The organism is Companilactobacillus bobalius (genome assembly GCF_009764355.1).
In genome coordinates this window covers 132586-150807 of sequence record NZ_LNUA01000032.1, presented here as the reverse complement: position 1 = coordinate 150807, position 18222 = coordinate 132586, and the positions used below count along the sequence as shown (strand labels likewise).

The 18222-nt window shown below is 33.5% G+C and carries 27 protein-coding genes; 4 read left to right on the top strand and 23 right to left on the bottom strand.

The features are described 5' to 3' along the window. Positions 1-2: 2 nt before the first annotated feature. The 5 genes from ATN92_RS07795 to ATN92_RS07775 all read right to left on the bottom strand — a co-directional run bounded on the left by ATN92_RS07795 (position 3) and on the right by ATN92_RS07775 (position 3314). A complete protein-coding gene (locus ATN92_RS07795) occupies positions 3-1826 on the bottom strand; it encodes an SLAP domain-containing protein (RefSeq protein ID WP_056951951.1) in 1824 nt (607 codons plus the stop codon). A gap of 100 nt (positions 1827-1926) precedes the next feature. After that, positions 1927-2361, bottom strand: a complete 435-nt coding sequence (locus ATN92_RS07790) for a MarR family winged helix-turn-helix transcriptional regulator (RefSeq protein WP_158106645.1) — start codon at positions 2359-2361, stop codon at positions 1927-1929. Beyond that, the gene (locus ATN92_RS07785) at positions 2361-2510 is read right to left on the bottom strand and encodes a hypothetical protein (RefSeq protein WP_158106644.1); all 150 of its coding nucleotides are present in this window, start codon (positions 2508-2510) and stop codon (positions 2361-2363) included. The genes ATN92_RS07790 and ATN92_RS07785 overlap by 1 nt, the downstream gene beginning before the upstream one ends. A 78-nt stretch (positions 2511-2588) precedes the next feature. Beyond that, positions 2589-2810, bottom strand: a complete 222-nt coding sequence (locus ATN92_RS07780) for a hypothetical protein (protein ID WP_158106643.1) — start codon at positions 2808-2810, stop codon at positions 2589-2591. 237 nt (positions 2811-3047) lie between these two features. After that, the gene (locus ATN92_RS07775) at positions 3048-3314 is read right to left on the bottom strand and encodes a hypothetical protein (protein WP_158106642.1); all 267 of its coding nucleotides are present in this window, start codon (positions 3312-3314) and stop codon (positions 3048-3050) included. 279 nt (positions 3315-3593) lie between these two features. Here ATN92_RS07775 and ATN92_RS07770 point away from each other — a divergent pair, with 279 nt between their 5' ends. Then, on the top strand, positions 3594-4796 hold the full coding sequence (locus ATN92_RS07770) for a PDDEXK-like family protein (protein ID WP_056951945.1): 1203 nt from the start codon (positions 3594-3596) through the stop codon (positions 4794-4796). Positions 4797-5056: 260 nt separating this feature from the next. Here ATN92_RS07770 and ATN92_RS07765 read toward each other — a convergent pair whose 3' ends face one another. The 4 genes from ATN92_RS07765 to ATN92_RS07750 form a co-directional block, all read right to left on the bottom strand. Continuing rightward, the gene (locus ATN92_RS07765; protein WP_056951943.1) at positions 5057-6175 is read right to left on the bottom strand and encodes a helix-turn-helix transcriptional regulator; all 1119 of its coding nucleotides are present in this window, start codon (positions 6173-6175) and stop codon (positions 5057-5059) included. A 349-nt stretch (positions 6176-6524) separates the two neighbouring features. Beyond that, complete coding sequence (gene yjeM / locus ATN92_RS07760; protein WP_056951941.1) at positions 6525-8054, bottom strand: glutamate/gamma-aminobutyrate family transporter YjeM; 1530 nt, start codon at positions 8052-8054, stop codon at positions 6525-6527. A gap of 39 nt (positions 8055-8093) precedes the next feature. After that, positions 8094-9524, bottom strand: coding sequence for a C69 family dipeptidase (locus tag ATN92_RS07755; protein WP_056951939.1), 1431 nt, complete (start codon positions 9522-9524; stop codon positions 8094-8096). A 9-nt stretch (positions 9525-9533) separates the two neighbouring features. After that, entirely contained in the window at positions 9534-9860 is a 327-nt protein-coding gene (locus tag ATN92_RS07750) for a heavy metal-binding domain-containing protein (RefSeq protein WP_056951937.1), read from the bottom strand. Positions 9861-10087: 227 nt separating this feature from the next. Between ATN92_RS07750 and ATN92_RS07745 the strand changes: the two genes are divergently transcribed. Then, the gene (locus tag ATN92_RS07745) at positions 10088-10786 is read left to right on the top strand and encodes an Ltp family lipoprotein (RefSeq protein ID WP_056952962.1); all 699 of its coding nucleotides are present in this window, start codon (positions 10088-10090) and stop codon (positions 10784-10786) included. Between the two features lie 54 nt (positions 10787-10840). Here ATN92_RS07745 and ATN92_RS07740 read toward each other — a convergent pair whose 3' ends face one another. The 3 genes from ATN92_RS07740 to ATN92_RS07735 all read right to left on the bottom strand — a co-directional run bounded on the left by ATN92_RS07740 (position 10841) and on the right by ATN92_RS07735 (position 12145). Next, a complete protein-coding gene (locus ATN92_RS07740) occupies positions 10841-11026 on the bottom strand; it encodes a CsbD family protein (protein ID WP_056951935.1) in 186 nt (61 codons plus the stop codon). Between the two features lie 96 nt (positions 11027-11122). Further along, the gene (locus ATN92_RS19040) at positions 11123-11254 is read right to left on the bottom strand and encodes a hypothetical protein (protein WP_256970547.1); all 132 of its coding nucleotides are present in this window, start codon (positions 11252-11254) and stop codon (positions 11123-11125) included. Between the two features lie 153 nt (positions 11255-11407). After that, complete coding sequence (locus ATN92_RS07735; protein ID WP_056951933.1) at positions 11408-12145, bottom strand: hypothetical protein; 738 nt, start codon at positions 12143-12145, stop codon at positions 11408-11410. Between the two features lie 648 nt (positions 12146-12793). On the opposite strand from ATN92_RS07735, the gene ATN92_RS19035 reads away from it, so the two are divergent. Further along, positions 12794-12919, top strand: coding sequence for a hypothetical protein (locus tag ATN92_RS19035; RefSeq protein ID WP_256970548.1), 126 nt, complete (start codon positions 12794-12796; stop codon positions 12917-12919). 1 nt (position 12920) lies between these two features. Then, a complete protein-coding gene (locus ATN92_RS07730) occupies positions 12921-13133 on the top strand; it encodes a hypothetical protein (RefSeq protein WP_056951931.1) in 213 nt (70 codons plus the stop codon). Positions 13134-13416: 283 nt separating this feature from the next. On the opposite strand, the gene ATN92_RS07725 is transcribed toward ATN92_RS07730, so the two are convergent. The 11 genes from ATN92_RS07725 to ATN92_RS07675 form a co-directional block, all read right to left on the bottom strand. Then, positions 13417-14367 carry a peptidoglycan recognition protein family protein gene (locus tag ATN92_RS07725; protein ID WP_056951929.1) on the bottom strand — a complete coding sequence of 317 codons (951 nt, stop codon included), beginning with the start codon at positions 14365-14367 and terminating at the stop codon, positions 13417-13419. After that, positions 14368-14805 carry a phage holin family protein gene (locus ATN92_RS07720; RefSeq protein WP_056951926.1) on the bottom strand — a complete coding sequence of 146 codons (438 nt, stop codon included), beginning with the start codon at positions 14803-14805 and terminating at the stop codon, positions 14368-14370. 160 nt (positions 14806-14965) lie between these two features. Next, on the bottom strand, positions 14966-15316 hold the full coding sequence (locus ATN92_RS07715; RefSeq protein WP_158106641.1) for a GH25 family lysozyme: 351 nt from the start codon (positions 15314-15316) through the stop codon (positions 14966-14968). Position 15317: 1 nt separating this feature from the next. Beyond that, entirely contained in the window at positions 15318-15611 is a 294-nt protein-coding gene (locus tag ATN92_RS07710; RefSeq protein ID WP_056952951.1) for a phage holin, read from the bottom strand. Further along, positions 15608-16012: a phage holin family protein gene (locus ATN92_RS07705; RefSeq protein ID WP_056952953.1), complete on the bottom strand. Its 405-nt coding sequence runs from the start codon at positions 16010-16012 to the stop codon at positions 15608-15610. The genes ATN92_RS07710 and ATN92_RS07705 overlap by 4 nt, the downstream gene beginning before the upstream one ends. A gap of 46 nt (positions 16013-16058) precedes the next feature. After that, on the bottom strand, positions 16059-16244 hold the full coding sequence (locus tag ATN92_RS07700; protein ID WP_158106640.1) for a hypothetical protein: 186 nt from the start codon (positions 16242-16244) through the stop codon (positions 16059-16061). Further along, a complete protein-coding gene (locus ATN92_RS07695; protein ID WP_158106639.1) occupies positions 16219-16431 on the bottom strand; it encodes a phage holin in 213 nt (70 codons plus the stop codon). Before ATN92_RS07695 ends, ATN92_RS07700 begins: the two co-directional genes overlap by 26 nt. Further along, positions 16421-16714, bottom strand: a complete 294-nt coding sequence (locus tag ATN92_RS07690; protein ID WP_158106638.1) for a hypothetical protein — start codon at positions 16712-16714, stop codon at positions 16421-16423. Before ATN92_RS07690 ends, ATN92_RS07695 begins: the two co-directional genes overlap by 11 nt. Positions 16715-16777: 63 nt before the next feature. After that, on the bottom strand, positions 16778-16918 hold the full coding sequence (locus ATN92_RS07685; RefSeq protein WP_082604512.1) for an XkdX family protein: 141 nt from the start codon (positions 16916-16918) through the stop codon (positions 16778-16780). A 67-nt stretch (positions 16919-16985) separates the two neighbouring features. Beyond that, positions 16986-17429: a hypothetical protein gene (locus tag ATN92_RS07680; RefSeq protein WP_234032539.1), complete on the bottom strand. Its 444-nt coding sequence runs from the start codon at positions 17427-17429 to the stop codon at positions 16986-16988. Between the two features lie 197 nt (positions 17430-17626). Beyond that, positions 17627-18220, bottom strand: a complete 594-nt coding sequence (locus ATN92_RS07675; protein ID WP_158106636.1) for a hypothetical protein — start codon at positions 18218-18220, stop codon at positions 17627-17629. Positions 18221-18222 lie beyond the last annotated feature (2 nt).

The window sequence follows — 18222 nt, the reverse complement described above, 5'->3', positions numbered from 1 at the left end:
AATTATTGAACATTACTTGCAGAAACCCATTCATTTGTAGCAACACGGTACATTGTTTGACCATTGATTTGAGCTGTTCTGTCAGTTCTCCATGCAGTATCAGCACCTAATACACGATTAGTAATCTTCTCACCCTTGCTGTTGTACAAAGTTGTTTGCTTATTAGTTGTTATAACAGAATCGATTAATTTTATTTCCAAACCATTGTCAACTTTAACCCATTCGTTTGTGGCAACACGTAGATAAGTTACACCTTTAACAACCTTCTTCTGGTCAACCTTCCATGCCGTGTTCTTTCCAAGACTAACGTTTGTAATCAATGTGCCATTATCGTTGTATAATTGAGTACCTGTTGTTGGTGTATATACTGAGCTATATGATGTAGCTGGTGTTGTTGTCTTATCGTTATTCTTGTTTTCATCAGTAGTTGTTGAAGTACTTGTATTAGTGTTTGAACCGGTATTTGCTGTATTTCCTGTATTCGTGTTTGAACCAGTATTTGTTGTGTTGCTTGAATCAGCATCTGGTGGCAATACAACCACATCTTTAGAAGCTACCTGTTTTGAGTTGTCTTTCAAGAATCGGTCCGAATCGAAGCCACCGCTTGCATTATGTTCATTATCATCCGTAGAAGCATTATCATTTTCTAGATTAGCAGCATAATGAACACCAAAATGGAAAGTTACGCCTTTACCACCCTTTTCTTCCAAAAATTGATTAACTTCAGATGGAAATAGATTTCTTTTTACAGAACCATCATTTGCCGTTGCTGTAGCAAATACAATGTAGTGTTCATTATCAAAGAAAAGATCACTTCTATCCTTGTTATCATTAAAATTCATGAAAAACTCATCTTTATTATGATCATCGGAACTAAAATATTCAAAAACATCAGATTGTGGTGTAAGATTCTTAGCTCCAAAATAAAGCCATCCATCTGAACCGTGTATATAAAACATAGTACCATCATCATTAGTAATTAGAGACATATCTTTAGTAAGTCTAAAGCTACTCTTCATTTGACTTTCCCACTTTTGACCATCGGCCTTCTGTTTAGGGGTTATGTCAGTAGAATTAGAAAGTTTCTCTTGTCCTTCACTATTTGGAAACATTGGTGAAACATCAACAATTTCATTTGACTCTGGCGTAGTTGATGTCTCTTTACCGTTCTTAGTGTAAACTGGAATTCCATTTGGAAGGGTTATTCCAGTAACTTCATTTGTGTTTGGATCTCTTTGAATTCCAAAAGTCACGAATTCCTGGTTTACGGAATAGCCTTCGAAATACGGCATTATTGCTTTTTCATTATTACCATATACATCTCCATTAGAATTGCCATCAAATTCGACTCTATAAGTGATTTCAATTTCTTTACCATCTTTCATAGCTGGTAAAGAACCAGATATAACACCTGAATTATATCCGCCTTCATCGTAATCTACATTATCAACTTTATATACGGTTTGATTTGAAGTTGTAGTTTTGCTGTCAGTGGCTTTCTCATCAGAAGTTGTTGCAGTAGCTGTTGCATTTACAACAGTATTGGTTGAATCATCTGTGTTTGCCTTTGTATCAACACTTGTTGAATTATCAGTATCTGCCTTTGTATCAGTACTTGTTGAGCTTTCTGTATCTGTACTTGTATTAGTGTCTGTAACATCATCAGTCTTAGTATCAGTAGCACTTGTACCTGCCTTAACACTGTCATTTACTGTATCTGCTTTAGCAGTAATCTCTGTTGCAGAATTGAAAACTGGTGTGGCAATTGGTGCGACAGTCAACAATGTTGCAGCCGCAATCCCCATATATTTAATCTTTTTGTTCAAAATCTCATCCTCCATAACATTTTGTTTACGATGAAAGATTAGCATATGCGGATGACACTATATGACAATTCACGTGTTCTACTAATTATTTTTTGAAATTTTATTTAATTTCTTTTAAAGTCTTGGCTAGATGATCTAAATTATCTAACAAGGCTCTTTTTTCGTCTTCAGACCAATCCTTTAAAGCTGAATCAATCATTTCAACTCTGGTTTGATCTAAAATCTTTTTCAATTTTTCTCCAGATTCTGACAAAACAATCGAACGTACTCGAGCATCTTGTTCTCCATCTTTAGTGGTAACCAGTTGTTTTCGTTCCAATTTATCGATTTGTCGACTAACACTAGAGTGACTTTTGCCTAAAAGATTAGCTAAATCAGAGACATTCGTTGGTTGCATACGACCGATAGTCGGATTATTGTTAAATGATACTGCTTCTAAATCGACTCCAGCTTGTTTGATAAAAGCCTGATCACGGTCAGTCCGATTAAAAAATGAAACGATACTTACCAATGACTCAATTAATTGATTATCCATTATTTCATCACCACCACTGCACGAGGGTTCAAAGGTGCTTGCCAAGCTTGTTCTATATCTTCTAGTTTGAATTCATTCACCGGCATCTCAATTTTTTCTTCTGCGGCCCAATTAAATACACCATTGATAGCCGAAAGTAGCTCCGACATTGAGGATTCCTTAACACAATTTTACTGATTATAAGTATAATATCTATTATTTTATTTATTTTTTATATAAACGTACTTTTATCTATAAGTTGTAATATAATAAGTTTGTTGGAAGAAACCCAAAATATGCAATAATATTATATCTGTCATAATAGCCAACGCACTATCTCCCCAAAGATAATCCAATACAACGTCAACACCATCTTTAAATACTTCTGCCAAATCATTTGTTAATTGATTAGTTTTATCAGGTTTGTCCATATCAAATGCAACTGCTTTATCAGCTTCTAGTTTGACCAACTTCGTTGCATTTCTTCCGGTTTTTCACTTCAGCAATGATCCTAAATGATATTTTTATCGTTAACCAGCATACGAATGATAGTAGCTTTGCTGTGCATCAAGTGTCCGCATCCAATCAGGAGAATGTGCTCGACTAACCAAATAATGTTCATTCGGATGAAGAACAAGAATTTAGTAATACATAATTACATCAACAAATCCATCCGGTAGAGCCACCATCAGCCTCTATTAAGTGATTCATTGTTCCGCTAAGGTCCCGAAAGGTGCATTAGTAGCTAAGAAATAAACTCTTTTTCCATCAACCTCACCTACTCCATCTGTCCCAGCTACATTTGGATAAACATGATCGGCTGAATAATGATTTCCTAGAGCTCTCATTTTAGTTAAATTACTTAAAGCTGATGCCTTAACATTTACAAGTACATTTTTCTCTTTAGACTTTGGTTCTTCGAATGTTGAATAAACTGGTGTAGTTCCTTTTTCTGTAACGATTGCTGCTTTCATAAATTAATTACCTCTTTATTTTTAAATTTATATTCAATATATTATGTGTGTTTTGCACTTAATTAAAATAACACCAATAGGTGCAAAATGCAAATAATTTAAAAAGACAAACCTTTAAAATGAGCTACGAGGGATGCCTTTTTATGTGTGAAGAAAAAACTGGATATTGAGATTAATTTTTTTGAGGAACTAGGAAAAACGACATTTTTTTGTCGCCCACTAATTGTAATATATCCTTGAATTGTATTAAAAGAATATAAATTTTGTAGGGGGAATATGATGGATAAAGTTGTCAAAGGTAACACAATGGAAGAATCACTGTTGAAGCTCGATCAAGATTGGGAAAAGAAATATGATGATTTTTTAAAAGAAAATGATAATTCTCGAAATTTCTTTCGTTTAGTAGAAATGCAAAGGTTTGAGATAAAACATAGTAATTTGTTGGCTTGGCTGTTGAGAGCCAATGAATCACATGAATTGCATGGAATCTTTATGAAATACTTTATGGAGCGACTCGTTTCCAAATATCCTTCTTTAAAGAAAACAATCGGTGATATTGAGAAATATGATTTTGATGATGTAACAGTAAAAAGAGAATATAAGGATATTGATATCCTGGCAAGAAGTGAAAACAGTAATTTTAATCTTATTATAGAAAACAAGATTGATAGTGGTGAACATGATGAACAATTATCAAGGTACGAAGAAATAGTAACTAAGGAATATGCGGAGTCCAAAAACGTTTATGTCTATTTAACGCTAAATGGTGCCCTTCCATCCATAGAATCATGGAAAGCTTTTTCTTATCGGGATGTTGAAAGTATCATAAAAAAAATATTAAAAACTCAAAAATTAGATACTAAAATCAAATTTTTCTTAGAGGATTATTTACAATTAACAAGGGAGAATACAGGAATGGTTGAAGATGAAAAAGAAAAATTAGCAAGAGAATTTCTAAAGAATCATAAGGAAGCATTAGACTTTATAAAGAATTATAGTAAAAGTGCTACAGAAAGATTTGTTGAAATACTTAAAGGGACATGTAATGAAAGCTCAGAAATTGAATTTACTGAAGATGCTTCAAATAAAACATATATTAGATTTAAGACAGACAATATGAATAAAATGACACAAGACGACCTTGAAGGAAAAAATAAAACTTGGAGTGGCGCAAAGTATTTTTACGAAATGCTCATTGAAAGCACACCTAGTTTGCAACTTTCAATAAAAAAAGCGAATGAGAATAAGGCAACTGAAAATCTTGTTAAAGTATTGAGGGCTAATAATGATATTAGTTCAGAGAGTAAACATATTGTTAAGAAATTTACGACTGACTATAGTACTAAAGTCTTTATCGATGATTTGTCGACTTTGAGTCCAGATGAAATGAAAAAAGCAAGTGAAGAATTTTTATCCAGTTTTGTAGCGAAAATTACCGAATTTGAAAAACCATTAAAAGAACAGTTAGTAAAGAATGACTAAAATAAAAAGCATCCCTTTTCACATTAAATGTGGAAAGAGATGTTTTTTACTGTCTAGTTTAAATCGTTAAGCACTTCATTCGTCTCGTTGTTTTCACCGTTAGAGACTAACAGTCATTAAATTCTTTTGTGTCAAACCATGTATTGCTATTAGTAACTTTTTCATTTTCTGACTTTACATTGTAAACACAGAAATTTTTTATCGTCCATTGTGTTTCTCTTTTTCTTTTTAATGGATTAGTTGCATATAGCGGATACACCTTAATGGAGATCTTTGTCTTCATCGTATAGATTCAATGATTTTTTCAGCAGATTTTTCATATCATTTTTGACGGACTCTGGCCCAATTATTTTTAAAATAGGTGCTTCACTTAGCAACCACATCTTTACTCCGTCAGAATAATTAACCGAAATTTGAATCTCTGATACTGGAAAATCAAATTCATTGTCCTTCTTCAAATCTTTGTGAAGAACTATTGCACTAGGAAACTTGTCTAAAACATAATTTATATATCCATGGTATTCAAAAGTAATAGTTTTTTGTTCCCCCTCATAGGCTAGGATATTCTTTTGATTTATTTGTTCATGATCCTCCATAATACTTCTGTATAACTTTGTATTTTTACCTAATTCGGAGACTTTTTTATCTTTAATCCAATCTATTCGATAGGTTTTGTATTCTTCCTTATCAAGGTTAAAGCCACGTAGAAAGAAATAATAATTGTTGAATAATAGATGTACTGGCATGATCTTTTCACGTGTAATTATCGGATCATTATTAAATTCTTTGTTGATATAATCAAATTCAATTTCGGTGTAATTTGAAATATTGTTTTCTAACTCCCAAATAAAATCTATCCTCCCATCTTTCTCACTGATGAAACTTTTTTTCAGTTTAGCTTCCAAGACGGTATTTTTAACATTCTTTTTAGCTCTATTAGCTAAAAGATTAAGTAAATGATTAGATAAATCAACAGTTTCAGTATTATTTAAAGCTCTGTTGGCGACTAATAATTTTGTAAGAACTAGTATTTCTTTTTGATTGGGAAGATTCTCTGGTGAAATATTAAAAAGATTACCGTTTAAATCACTCTCAATATCGCCTCTATAATTGATTTTATATGTTAATTGTTCTTTGCCTCCTACTTTTCTAATATCTTTTAAGAAAACAAATCTTTCGTCCAAGAAATCATACTCTTCAATGACTTTTTGCAATTGAATTTCTTGTCTACGTATCTTTTGCATCAACGAATCAGGTTTGATTTTCTTTTTATTATCAGTAGTTTTTTTGCTTTTCTGTAACTCAATCATTATTTCTGAATTTGTTAGTGGCTTTGTCGAATCCAAAAGTAGAACGAATAAATCTAATTCTTTTGCCATTCTCCTAGCAACTCCTTATATATATATATCAATCTTCTAATACTAATTATACAAAGTAACTACGACAAATTTTGTCACTTTACTTTGTATTTGATATTTTTATTCTTCAGGTTGGTCTGATTACTTTTTTATAGGTATATATTAAAATTGAAGAGATTTAAAATGACAAAAAGATTAATATATGATTCAAGATTTATAGACTATTTGGAATAGTACAATGAAACAAAGTCCATTTTGTACTAACAAATGCCTATGACATAACATAACAATTACAGTGCTTCATTTATTTTTTTATAAAATTTACGCAAAAAAAATAGACCTTATCAAAATTGATAAGATCTATTACTTTTTAATCGGTTGCGTCAGCTGTATCAGTGACTTTACCTTTAGACTTATGTTCATATCTATAGTAAAGCGTAAATCCAACTAGACCGAAGACAACTGGTCCAATAATTGTCCAAAGAGCATCTGTATATGCGCCTTCCATAATTGGTTGGAGCAATGTAAAGATAATGGCAAAAGCCAAAACTAAGAAGACAACTGTTGTCACAGTCCACATAGCTTTTTTATTCTTATAGAAGAAATATGGTTTTTCAATATTCTTATTCATATTAAAGAATGGATATGCACCAACTAAGAATAAGTATGGAACGGTTGTAGAAACATTAGCCATCAATGTCAAAACATTATAAAGTGCTTTAGCATTCTTACCACCCATATCAACGATTAAGATAAGGACGATAACAACAGCGGCTTGAATCCACATTGCATAAGCAGGCATACCATGTTTATTTAGCTTTGTAACTTTTGAAGGCCACAAATCCTTTGGTGTACCCAAGATGAATGACTTCAATGGTGAATAAATCAAAACAAAGAAAGCACCCATGTAAAGAACAAACATATCGAAACCGGTAAACCTAGCTAACCATTCACCTAAGGCGATGGCAGCGGCACTACCTAAACCAATATGACTACCAAATTGGTAACCAAGATTACTCATCATAACGTAAGTAATATTACCTAAGTTAACATTACCTTTAGCAATAACGGCGTTCCAGTTAGTACTCATTGACCAACAGAAAATAGTTAATGAGTAAACTAAAGCCATAATAACGGCCGCAATTAAAACACCACGTGGGAAATCCTTCTTAGGATTCTTCATACTATCAGTAACACCACCAACGGATTCCAAACCACCGTATGCAAAGATTGCATAAACGATAAAGGAAACCATCCCTAGTGGTGAAGCAAATGCAGGATTAGCAGAATGGATAAATGTGTCTAAACCATTGATAGGTTCAGCTGTGTGGAATCCTGACATAAACAAAACTGCCAAACTTAGAACAAAGAAAATAACTTGTAAGGCAATTGTCATAATTCCACCAAAATTAGAAATCTTGGAAATTTTATCAATACCTTGTGAAGCTGTGTATGTAACAAATACGATCCAAAGAACAGCTAGAATACCAATAACTTGTGTAGCACTTAATCCAAATAATCCCCATGTTTGTGTGGCATCATGTCCTGCAAACATTGTTGAAAGTGGAATCCAAACTTTTGAAGAAGTTGACACTAGCCAAACTTCCCATGAAGCTAACCACATAAAGGTACCGATGAATGCCCATTTTGCACCAACGGCTCCTTCGATCCAGGAATAAATTCCACCCTTTGCTTCATTAAAGGCGGCACCATATTCAGCTACCATGAATCCTACAGGTAGGAAGAATAGAAGTGCAGCGAAAATGTACCAAATAATACTTGCCAATCCCATTTGCTCGTAAGCAACAGTAGTATTAGCGAATCCAAAGATTGCCGTGAAAATCATCATTATTAATCCAAATAATGTGATTGTTTTTTTCGGCGAATTGCCATCATTCATTTTATAAAACCCCTCATTTAATTTTCAATGTACAAATTTTTACAAATTCATATCTGTCTTGAAGTTAAGAGGTGAAAAATCAGTCGAGTCCGTAATTAATTGAGCGATTAGCTCTTTATAACCATCAATTGAAAGTTTTGCCATTTCAAATGAAGCTTTTGTTAAATAATTAGGTAATTCCTCATCATCTTTGCTTGAAGCTTGCTCATCAAAATCATGCAACTTTTTACGTAACGTGATATTGATAGCCTCTTGCTTGTCTTGGAACATTTTTCCAAGTTCTTTGTAATGACTGTCTAGTAAAACTCCAGCCAATTTGTAGGTCCAATAAGCTGACTTACTGTCGTATGGTAGTTCTCCAAGTTTGTATTCTTCAGGAGTATCTGTCATTCCCATATAGAAAGGAACATAGATACTTTGTGAAGCTACACCCATGGCTAACCAGTGCACACAAGCAATTTCAGGAGCCATATTAGGTCTTACTTGTAAGACATGTGACTCTTGTGTTTTAGCCAAACTAATTGGACGGAAACGTTTGTTATCCTTTGACTCATTCAATGGATCATAAGGCGTCTTTTGGAAATGTGAAGCCAAGTAATCTTGAGCATCATCGACACTCAATAAACGATTAGCCTTTTTGATAAAAGACAAGTTTTCACTTTCAGGACTTTCATCCGTCTTACCAGAAAACTCTTGTTGGCCCCACCAAACCCGTGGCGTACTATAAATCTCATCGGATAAAGTATGCGTTCCAAAAATTTCTCTAAAATTGAACGTATCTGGTTTAGCATTCAAGTGATTGTCAGAAACAAATTTTTGAATATCCTTGTGATATAAGAAATTCTTTTCATCGTCAAAGTCAATCTCTTGAATTGCTAATTGGTTGGCTACCACAGCGTAGCTATCGTCGGGAATGCGCTGTGCTACCCAATAGTGACCTGATCCACTTTCGAAATACCAAACCTCATCTTTGTCAGAGAAAAGGACTCCGTTAGTTTCACAAGTTCCGTATTTTTCAATAATTTCACCTAAACGCAAGACACCTTCTTTAGCCGTCTTGATGTAAGGTAAAACTACTGTAATCATAGCTTCCTCACCAATACCATTTATTTCAAGAGGATCTGCACCTAAAACACGTTGGTTAGAATAAGCACTTTCGGTAGCACTCATTCCAACTCCGTATTCATTAAAGCCATCCTCTTCGAATAGTCCCTCTTTTGAGGTCCATTCAGGAGTAGCGGAATATTTACTGCGAATCTTAGGTAAGTCCATTTGAAAATCATTGGCTTGAGAAACAAATTTTTGTTGCTCAGTAAATTCTTTATGTTCATGAATCACAAAATGTTTAGGCCAAGATGCTTTTGCATCCTCGTTTCTACCAATAATAGTAGAACCATCGACAGTTGCACCCTTACCAATCAAAATACTGGTACATGCAGATAAAGAACTCTTGTTATACTCTAATGCCATCAAATCACCTTACTTAAATTTTACTGCGGTACCATATGCTGCAACTGTTTCCATATCAGCCCTGATAGAATCGGAATCAAAACGCATCATGACTACAGCATCAGCACCCATATCAACTGCATTTTGTCGCAAACGACTAATTGCAATATCACGAGCTTCTGTTAGTAGTTCAGTGTAAGCTTTAATTTCGCCACCAACGACGTTTTTGAATCCAGCACCGATATTCTTAACGACGTTCTTTGATTGAGTAGTCAATCCGAAAACTTCACCAATAATTTCGTATTCATGTCCTGGAATATGCTCAGTTGTAGTTACCAATATCTCGTTCTTATCCATTGATTCACCTCACAAAAATATTTATTTCACTCCATTAAATAATGTAACACATTCAAAAGGAATTATGAGTGGTTATTTAGAAATTAATTACACCTATTTTAAGGAGATTAAAAGTTAATAATAGCTCTCTCATTAAATGTTAGCGTTAACATTTAAAGCCTTATATTATGATATACTTTAATTGAAAATATTACTTAGGGGGGATTATTTTGCGTACAAGAAGACAGATGCATAGAAAACCATTCTATAAAAAGGGTTGGTTTTGGATCATAGTAGTAATTTTTATAGCAATTATCATACCCAAAGGTGGATCTTCTAAGGAAAAAGCCAGCTCAAATTCTGACAAGGGACAAAAGGAAGAAAAAGTTTTAAAACCAACAAAGACTTCAAATAAAAGCAAATCCACTTCCTTAGCTAGCGAAAAAACTTCTACCAGTAAGGAAGAAAAGAGCAACGATGAACCATCTGTTCCTACAGAATACAAAAATGCTCTAATAAAAGCACAAAGTTATTCATCAACGATGAATATGTCTAAAGCAGGAATTTACGATCAATTAACCTCTTCTTCTGGAGAAGGATTTAGTGAAGAAGCTGCTCAATATGCAATGAATAATTTGAAAGCCGATTTTAATCAGAACGCTCTTAAAAAGGCCAAAGATTATTCTGATACACAATATTTATCCAAACAAGCAATTTATGATCAATTGTCAGCCGATGCTGGTGAAAAATTTACAGCTGAAGAAGCACAATATGCTGTCGATAATTTAAAAACAGATTACAATAGAAACGCCTTGAAGAAAGCTAAATCATATCAAGATGACATGAGTATGTCACCTGATGCAATTAAAGATCAACTAACCTCTTCTGCCGGAGAAAGTTTCACACCTGAAGAAGCAGATTATGCCATTCAACATTTAGGTAATTAAAAAAACTACCCGTTTTCTATGTATAGAATTCTATGCATAGAACGAGTAGTTCTTTTATTTATCAGTCTTCTTATTTACTTTATGAGCAACTTTATCAACCGCTTCATCTACTTTATCCTTGGCTTTACCAACTGCTTCTTGAACTTTACCCTTTAATTCCTGTTTGTCGTTACCAGAAGCTTTGCCTACGGCTTGATTTGTTTTACCTTTAATTGCATCTTTTTTACTATCAACACTCATAATAAAACTCCTCTCATATCTTTAATATGATTAAAGTTTAGCAAGTTACTGGTTGATTCAGCAAATTAGAAGCTCTCACGCCAAAAAATTGATCAATTAATGAATTGTTGCAACTGCTTGACAGATAAAATAAGTCACAGCTATAACAATACACAACTTTAAAATAACCACATTACGATCAATTCTTTCTGATCTTCTTCTTTTGCGTAATTTATCAATTCTTGTCATTTGTTACACCCGCTTTCGTTCTTACGGTTCTATTTTATAATACTTAAATTGTAATGGTCATTTCTTAAAGAATCCTTAAGTAATTATTGAGAGTAAATTTAATTACTTATGATTAGAACATCACATTTCCATATTGTTCTAAAACTTGCTCATTTAAGCTTTGTAAGTTCTCTTATTCATGTCTTCAAATCCTTTAGCAATCAAATTTAGATAATACTCTAGTGAACTTTTATTAGATTCACCCATATCAGTATTGTTCATTTCTTGCTTCATTTCCTTAATTAAAAAATCTAAAAGAAATACTATTCCTCCATCCAAAACAATATTATATTCATTTAATTCAAACAAAAATTTACTCATGTCAAGGACTAAAATTCTAAACGAGTGACTTGTTATATTCCCATTATCTGACAACTCTTCAAAAATTATTTTTATCGATGAAACATTATTTCCAATAAGTACAGGATCTGTATCCTTATTGATATTAACTAACAATTTACCTGCCATCCCTAAATTAGTATTCATAGAAATTGAAATTTGATTTTTCAACGAGAGTTCAATCTTTTTGTTTTCTTTTAAAGACTCCTTTAATTGAGATATATTTTCTTTAACCTCACTATTAGCCTTATTAATATCATCTATTTTAAAATCATCTTTAAATTCAGATTTCATTTTTTCTATTTGTTTATTCGAGAATCTAATCTGTAAATACCCAAGTATAACCAATCCTAGTGAAATAATTGCAATAAAAGTCCCAACAACAACCATCAAATCATTATGTTGCTGACTAATTGTATCTAAAAGATGCTGAATTAAATCCTTATCATTCATATATTTTTTCTCTTTTCTAAATAAGACTTCAAGGCTAACTATAAATAATTGTTTTTTCATTAGCCTCATCTAATCTGAACAGAACATAAAAAAACTATGAATTCACAATATATATAAGAAGGCTATTTCAAATCAAAAAAAAGAGACTGCAACTAAGTATTCATCTTACGTGAATTTTTAGTATCGGGCACCAAACCGGGTACCTTTACAGTCTCAATAGTTAAAAAGCTCAATATAATGGTCTTTTTTATTCAATTTTATTGGGCATATTGGGAACCTACTTAGTGTTTTGATAATCTTTGATACGTCCCTAAAAGCCTGTAAAATAGGCCTTCCTAGCAAATACGATTACGATAGATAACTATGCGTAATTAAAAGTTGTGCCACAATTTGTGCCACAAAAATATATAGTGAGAGCAGAGTTTAATCGCCAGTCTTAATTGACTAGCGATTTTTTTGTATAAAAATAATTGAATTAAATTTTGTATATCATTGACTTTACACTGTTAACAGTGTATTATAGTACTTGTAAGGGAGGTGATAAAGATGACAAGAATGGAATTATGGAAACAAAAAAGAACCCTAACAATCGAGCTGTCGGTCAACATCTTCGGATTGATAAAGTTCTCCATCAAGTTTACAAAGGAAAGCCCCTAAGGGGGTTACCCTTTGTGTACTTAAATTATAACATTTAAGGAGATTAACATCATGAAAAAAACATATCAAGGTAAAAATACAATAATGACTTTTGAGATTAATAAACCTACTAAGTGGTATCAATGGTTAGTAATAGCATTATTTATTGTAGGAATAATTTATTTGGTGGTGAAATAATATGACTGAAAAATTAACAGAGGCTCGTAGTAAAGCAAATCGTAAATGGGACGAAAAAAATAAAATTAGAACTGGCTATCTCAGGCATAAAGCTAGAGCAAAAAGTTTTATAACCAAAAGTCCCAAAGACGGTGCCACTAAACCTAATGAATATTTAAACGATCTATTAGACATGAAAAAATTATTGGATAAAAAAATAAATGAACTCAAATAAAAAAAGCCTCCCACCCTAACTGACTAAATAGAGTGAGAGTCTTTTTAGTAAATGACCTTCTAATACCTACAAAATAAAAAAAAGCCCTCACCCAATAATTGAGTGAGAGCTAAGTCGAAGAACCATAAGAATCTTTCTTTATTGTTAACCATTATTGAAAAAAAGTTAATGTCTTACTTTCCTCAGCACGCTTATAATATATCAACAATCCGTGGATATGTCTTTATACAGTTTTTAAAAACTGTTCGAAAATCGAACACTTTTCTATTTCTGTGCAACAAAATTATCCTTTAAATCCAGAACCTTGAGCATACTTCAAAGGTAGATACATATCCGTGGCAATCTTGTAGCAATATCCCACTTTAGGTACATTTACGACTGCTGCATACTTCCAAGCTGAACCACCATCTAAGCTAGTACCTACAACCTCACCCTTAAGGTTTACAGCATGCACAGGGATGTCGGAATTAATCAATACTTTACCTTTAAACGTTGTGATTGATTGTGGAATGTAAATATTTCCACCAATGCAATATTGTGGTTCTCCATTAATCATCTCAATACCTGCTGATACCCAACCTGTACCCGGTGCGATGTCAGTGGTTTCGTTAGCTGAACCATCGAGCTTGTAAGTAGCATAAGCCTTCACATTGCCCTTGAGAGTGGTTACAACATTATTGATGTTAGTAAACGTCTTCTTAGGTTCTACCACATCCGCAATTCCATAGGCGATATCATGAGCAAGTTGTTCGTGTGTAATACCCCAGAATGGTTCTAGATAGCTTTCAACTGGATCAGTATGTGAACCCCAGATATTTTCTGAAATCCATTTGTGTGTTTTGATTCCATTGCCTGAAGCGTCTAGTACGCACGGAATATCGTATTGCTTAGCTTTAGCACGAGCGAAGTTAACGAAAGTTGCATAGTCTTTCTTGAACGTTGCCTTATCAGTAGTTCTAGCCAATTCAATTTGTACTGGTGAATTGGCATTAGCATAGCTACCAGCTCCCCAAGCTTGGTATCCATCAGCACCTACACGGTAAATCTTACCTCCATCTCCCATAACAATTTGAACATAAGTTTGAGTTCTTGCCCAGTTATTTTTGAAGTAAGAAGCATTGGCTTTAGCACCAATGTTAGTTGTTTCGTGTAGGACAATGTATTTACTGTTTGTTGCTTGAGATGAGCCTTCATTAGCTCCTAATTCGTATGTATTATCGATATTAAAATTCATTTATTTATCTCCTCTTTCGTTATCGTTTTCCTGTTTTGGTTCCTGGTTTTCCATATCCTGACCGAATTTATTTAGCCGGTCTTTAATAAACCGTGGTAGCGGCAACCCCATTTGACCTATATTTTCTACAATCGAAGTTGCGTACATAAATATCCACAGACTTAGAACTGAATCCCCTAACCATTGGTAGTTAATCGCGATTGACCATGGATAAAGCAACGCAACTAGTAAAATAATCGTGAAGTGTATTGCCAACCCTTTCTTGCCAATCGAACTATCCACACAATGAGTAATGATTGATTTTGCAATTCCTGTAATCACATCTGCAATAATCAAAATAAATAGTGTATTTAGTAAAGCGTTACTTCCCACGTGTTCGATAGCAAACTGCCAATCAGTGAATCCTGCGTGTGGTAGTGGTACTGGTGTTCCGTACATATATATTTCATCTCCTAATTTTTTGTACTAAAAAAGGAACTAGCTTTTTAGCTAATTCCTGTGATTTTTATTGAAATATCTTTACCAGCCGAATCTTTTCCTGTAATTGTTTTACCGTTCAAAGAATCTAGTGTTGTTAGTTTAATCCACGAACTCCAAGCTAAAGGATCCCCACGAGTTCCACGCATATATAATGCAACTGGCGTATCAACACAATCGTAATATATTTTCCAAAGCCTAAATTAACAACCGATTGTTCAAAGAATTTAGCTTCATTGATCGAATCGGCAACACTTGAAGCTAGAAAATAATGATAGAAACCAACATTCATTCCAGCTGCTAAAGCATTCCGTGCTTGATTGGTAGATTTAGGATTTAAATAGTTATCTCCATCAGGACTACCTTGGGTAGTCTTGATCATAATACCAGATACGCCAGCATTAACTAACCCCTGAAAGAAGCCTAAATTATCAGGTTGAAAGCTAGACACATCTGCAAAATATTTAGTCATATTAGTTTCTCCTTAGATTAGTAGATTTTGAATATGTTGGTGTTTTAACTTCGGTCAAATCAGATTGAACGGTATTAAGATCGTTAGTTTTATCTTTCGACGTGTCATATACTAGTCCGAGTGAACCCGCTATAGTTAACACCGTATTGACAATTCCCATAGCTTGATTTAATTCTTCTCCTGTAATCTCCCAGCCAAATAGATGCCCAACTTGTTGTACCAATACTCCTACAAGTGACAATGTGGAAACCCACCAAACTGCTGAATGTGTATCTAAAGTTAATTTATTTTTCAATTTTTATCACTCCTATTTCTTAGTTTCTCCAAATTATCTGTAATCCAATTTGGAAGTGGAATACCCATAATTCCTAAATTTTCTACAATTGAAATACCATATTGACCGATAAAAAACATTAAGAACAGGTTTGCATAGTTGGCTAATCCCCAACAATCTACTAAAGGATAAAAAATAACTGCTATACCGGCTATAACAGTATGTTTAATAAGCCCTTGTCTCCCCGTAGTTGAGTTTACTCGCTCATTAGAGCTCTTAAAGAATCCTTTTAAAAATCCAGTAGCTAGATCAACTAAAATAATAATAATGAATGTTGTGAACCAAGGATTCTCAGTCAACTTTTCAGCAGCAACCCACCATTCCATAAACCCGATGTGCGGTGCTGGTGTTGGTGCATACATATATATTTCATCTCCTAATTTTTTTGTACTAAAAAAGGAACCAGTTTTAGCTAATTCCTGTAATTTTTATTGAAATATCTTTACCAGCCGAATCTTTTCCTGTAATTGTTTTACCGTTCAAAGAATCTAGTGTTGTTAGTTTAATCCACGAACTCCAAACTAAAGGAGTCCCACGAGTTCCACGCATATATAATGCAACTGGCGTATCAACACAATCGTAATATAGTATCATAAATTAATCCAAGTGATCCAGCTATAACCAGCAAAGTATTTACAATAGCCATAATCTGATTAATTTCATCATTAGTAATTTCCCAGCCAAATAAATGGCCAACTTGTTGGATTAATACTAAAACTAAGGAAGCCATAGATAACCACCAAGTTTTATTTTGATTTTTAATAGTTAATTTATTTTTCATGTGAATTACCTCTCTTAATTCGTGATACTGTTATTTCTTTTATTAATATCCTGATTTCATCATGTTTATGTACATTATCGTCTAGTTCTTCAAAATGTCTCCTAAATTCATCATGTTCAAATTTTGAATCATTTTTAAAATCCTTAATTTCACTAGACAATCGATCCATAGAATCAGATAAAGGTTTAATAACCAATCGATTAAACACCCATACTAGAGCAGTGCCGATTGCCACTTCTATTGATATAGCCCTTGTGGCATCTTCAATCGTATTGATTATCATAAAATGTGGTTGTCTAGTTCGCCTTCTTTCTGATTTTTGTACTAAAAAAGACTAGCCGAATGGCTAGCCCTCTTTAGTTGCTTGATATTCTTTTCCAGTAATGTATTTATAATCATCTTTAGAGATAATCATAGGAACATAACCAAAGATGTCGCTTTCTTTCATTGTTCCCCATCCGAATTCAATTTTTAATGCTTCTGTCATTTTTAATTACTCCTTTTAAATTATCCCGACCGCCACCACTACCAGCAAGGGAGCATGCTTTTATCGACTACTTAGCTGTGATAGTTTCGGCGGATTTCAAAAACTTATTGATGTTTTCAAGACCCGAAATGTAGTTAACTGAAGTATCATCAAGCTGTACGCTAGGGATTATTGAGATATCAAAGCCACATGTAGTGATTTGATTATTGATCATGAAGGAGGCGTCCTCTTGGACAGCTTGATTATCCATGGCCGTCTTACCTTCCTGATAACTCTTATCCTTTCCTTTGCCATTTAATTGATCATTAGAAACAATTGTCCCATCGGGCTTTTTGGCTTCAACAGGCGTTTTGCCTGTTGATTTGTGAACTAATTTATTATCAGATTCTCTGACCGTCCATTCATACATATTTTCAATAGAAAAGGCTAGATCACTATTTTGGATTAGTGTCCAGCCCTTTTCAGTTGCCTGCATTTCAGCAGCGATATTGCTTGTATTGTTTACGCCCACCATCCTTTCCTGAAGTATCATAAATTAATCCAAGTGATCCAGCTATAACCCGCAAATTTATTACAATTCACTTGAATTACTGGAATTTTGAAATCACCATCCGTGTAATCACCAAATATATGTGCAGTAAGATTAATACTAAGCGTAAGGAAACCATAGATATTAATTGATTTTTATTTTGATTTTTAATAGTTAATTTATTTTTCATGTGAATTACCTCTCTTAAATAGAGTATGAATTTGCTCTTTTATTGAAACAATATCTTCATCATGTTTATGTACATTATCGTCTAGTTCTTCAAAATGTCTCCTAAATTCATCATGTTCAAATTTTGAATCATTTTTAAAATCCTTAATTTCACTAGACAATCGATCCATAGAATCAGATAAAGGTTTAATAACCAATCGATTAAACACCCATACTAGAGCAGTGCCGATTGCCACTACTATTGATATAGCACTTGCAGCATCTTCAATCGTATTGATTATCATAAAAATACTTCCAACAGCTGAACCACTAAACAGATTTAAAGTGGATGGCAATTGTGATACTTGGCTTGAAGAAGTTCCACCACCAGTAGTTCCTCCAGTAGTAGTTCCACCAGCGTTACCGCCTGTACTTCCACCTGTTGAACCGCCGCCGCTTAGAAATATTTCTGGAATATCAATCCGATTGGTAGAAGCATTTGCCACAAATTGATTTTTTAAATTACCGTTTTGATCAACGATTCCGATTTTATAAGGCATATTTCCAACCGTTTGACCGAGCAAATCTATATCTTGGTTTTCCATTA

What these genes read in the sequence shown, in the direction of transcription:
- ATN92_RS07790 (WP_158106645.1), bottom strand. Translation starts at nt 2,361, where the DNA reads ATGGATAATCAATTAATTGAGTCATTGGTAAGTATCGTTTCATTTTTT.
- ATN92_RS07785 (WP_158106644.1), bottom strand. Translation starts at nt 2,510, where the DNA reads ATGTCGGAGCTACTTTCGGCTATCAATGGTGTATTTAATTGGGCCGCA.
- ATN92_RS07775 (WP_158106642.1), bottom strand. Translation starts at nt 3,314, where the DNA reads ATGAAAGCAGCAATCGTTACAGAAAAAGGAACTACACCAGTTTATTCA.
- ATN92_RS07770 (WP_056951945.1), top strand. Translation starts at nt 3,594, where the DNA reads ATGGATAAAGTTGTCAAAGGTAACACAATGGAAGAATCACTGTTGAAG.
- ATN92_RS07765 (WP_056951943.1), bottom strand. Translation starts at nt 6,175, where the DNA reads ATGGCAAAAGAATTAGATTTATTCGTTCTACTTTTGGATTCGACAAAG.
- yjeM (WP_056951941.1), bottom strand. Translation starts at nt 8,054, where the DNA reads ATGAATGATGGCAATTCGCCGAAAAAAACAATCACATTATTTGGATTA.
- ATN92_RS07755 (WP_056951939.1), bottom strand. Translation starts at nt 9,524, where the DNA reads ATGGCATTAGAGTATAACAAGAGTTCTTTATCTGCATGTACCAGTATT.
- ATN92_RS07750 (WP_056951937.1), bottom strand. Translation starts at nt 9,860, where the DNA reads ATGGATAAGAACGAGATATTGGTAACTACAACTGAGCATATTCCAGGA.
- ATN92_RS07745 (WP_056952962.1), top strand. Translation starts at nt 10,088, where the DNA reads ATGCATAGAAAACCATTCTATAAAAAGGGTTGGTTTTGGATCATAGTA.
- ATN92_RS07740 (WP_056951935.1), bottom strand. Translation starts at nt 11,026, where the DNA reads ATGAGTGTTGATAGTAAAAAAGATGCAATTAAAGGTAAAACAAATCAA.
- ATN92_RS19040 (WP_256970547.1), bottom strand. Translation starts at nt 11,254, where the DNA reads ATGACAAGAATTGATAAATTACGCAAAAGAAGAAGATCAGAAAGAATT.
- ATN92_RS07735 (WP_056951933.1), bottom strand. Translation starts at nt 12,145, where the DNA reads ATGAAAAAACAATTATTTATAGTTAGCCTTGAAGTCTTATTTAGAAAA.
- ATN92_RS19035 (WP_256970548.1), top strand. Translation starts at nt 12,794, where the DNA reads ATGAAAAAAACATATCAAGGTAAAAATACAATAATGACTTTTGAGATT.
- ATN92_RS07730 (WP_056951931.1), top strand. Translation starts at nt 12,921, where the DNA reads ATGACTGAAAAATTAACAGAGGCTCGTAGTAAAGCAAATCGTAAATGG.
- ATN92_RS07725 (WP_056951929.1), bottom strand. Translation starts at nt 14,367, where the DNA reads ATGAATTTTAATATCGATAATACATACGAATTAGGAGCTAATGAAGGC.
- ATN92_RS07720 (WP_056951926.1), bottom strand. Translation starts at nt 14,805, where the DNA reads ATGTACGGAACACCAGTACCACTACCACACGCAGGATTCACTGATTGG.
- ATN92_RS07715 (WP_158106641.1), bottom strand. Translation starts at nt 15,316, where the DNA reads ATGACTAAATATTTTGCAGATGTGTCTAGCTTTCAACCTGATAATTTA.
- ATN92_RS07705 (WP_056952953.1), bottom strand. Translation starts at nt 16,012, where the DNA reads ATGTATGCACCAACACCAGCACCGCACATCGGGTTTATGGAATGGTGG.
- ATN92_RS07700 (WP_158106640.1), bottom strand. Translation starts at nt 16,244, where the DNA reads ATGATACTATATTACGATTGTGTTGATACGCCAGTTGCATTATATATG.
- ATN92_RS07695 (WP_158106639.1), bottom strand. Translation starts at nt 16,431, where the DNA reads ATGAAAAATAAATTAACTATTAAAAATCAAAATAAAACTTGGTGGTTA.
- ATN92_RS07690 (WP_158106638.1), bottom strand. Translation starts at nt 16,714, where the DNA reads ATGATAATCAATACGATTGAAGATGCCACAAGGGCTATATCAATAGAA.
- ATN92_RS07685 (WP_082604512.1), bottom strand. Translation starts at nt 16,918, where the DNA reads ATGACAGAAGCATTAAAAATTGAATTCGGATGGGGAACAATGAAAGAA.
- ATN92_RS07675 (WP_158106636.1), bottom strand. Translation starts at nt 18,220, where the DNA reads ATGGAAAACCAAGATATAGATTTGCTCGGTCAAACGGTTGGAAATATG.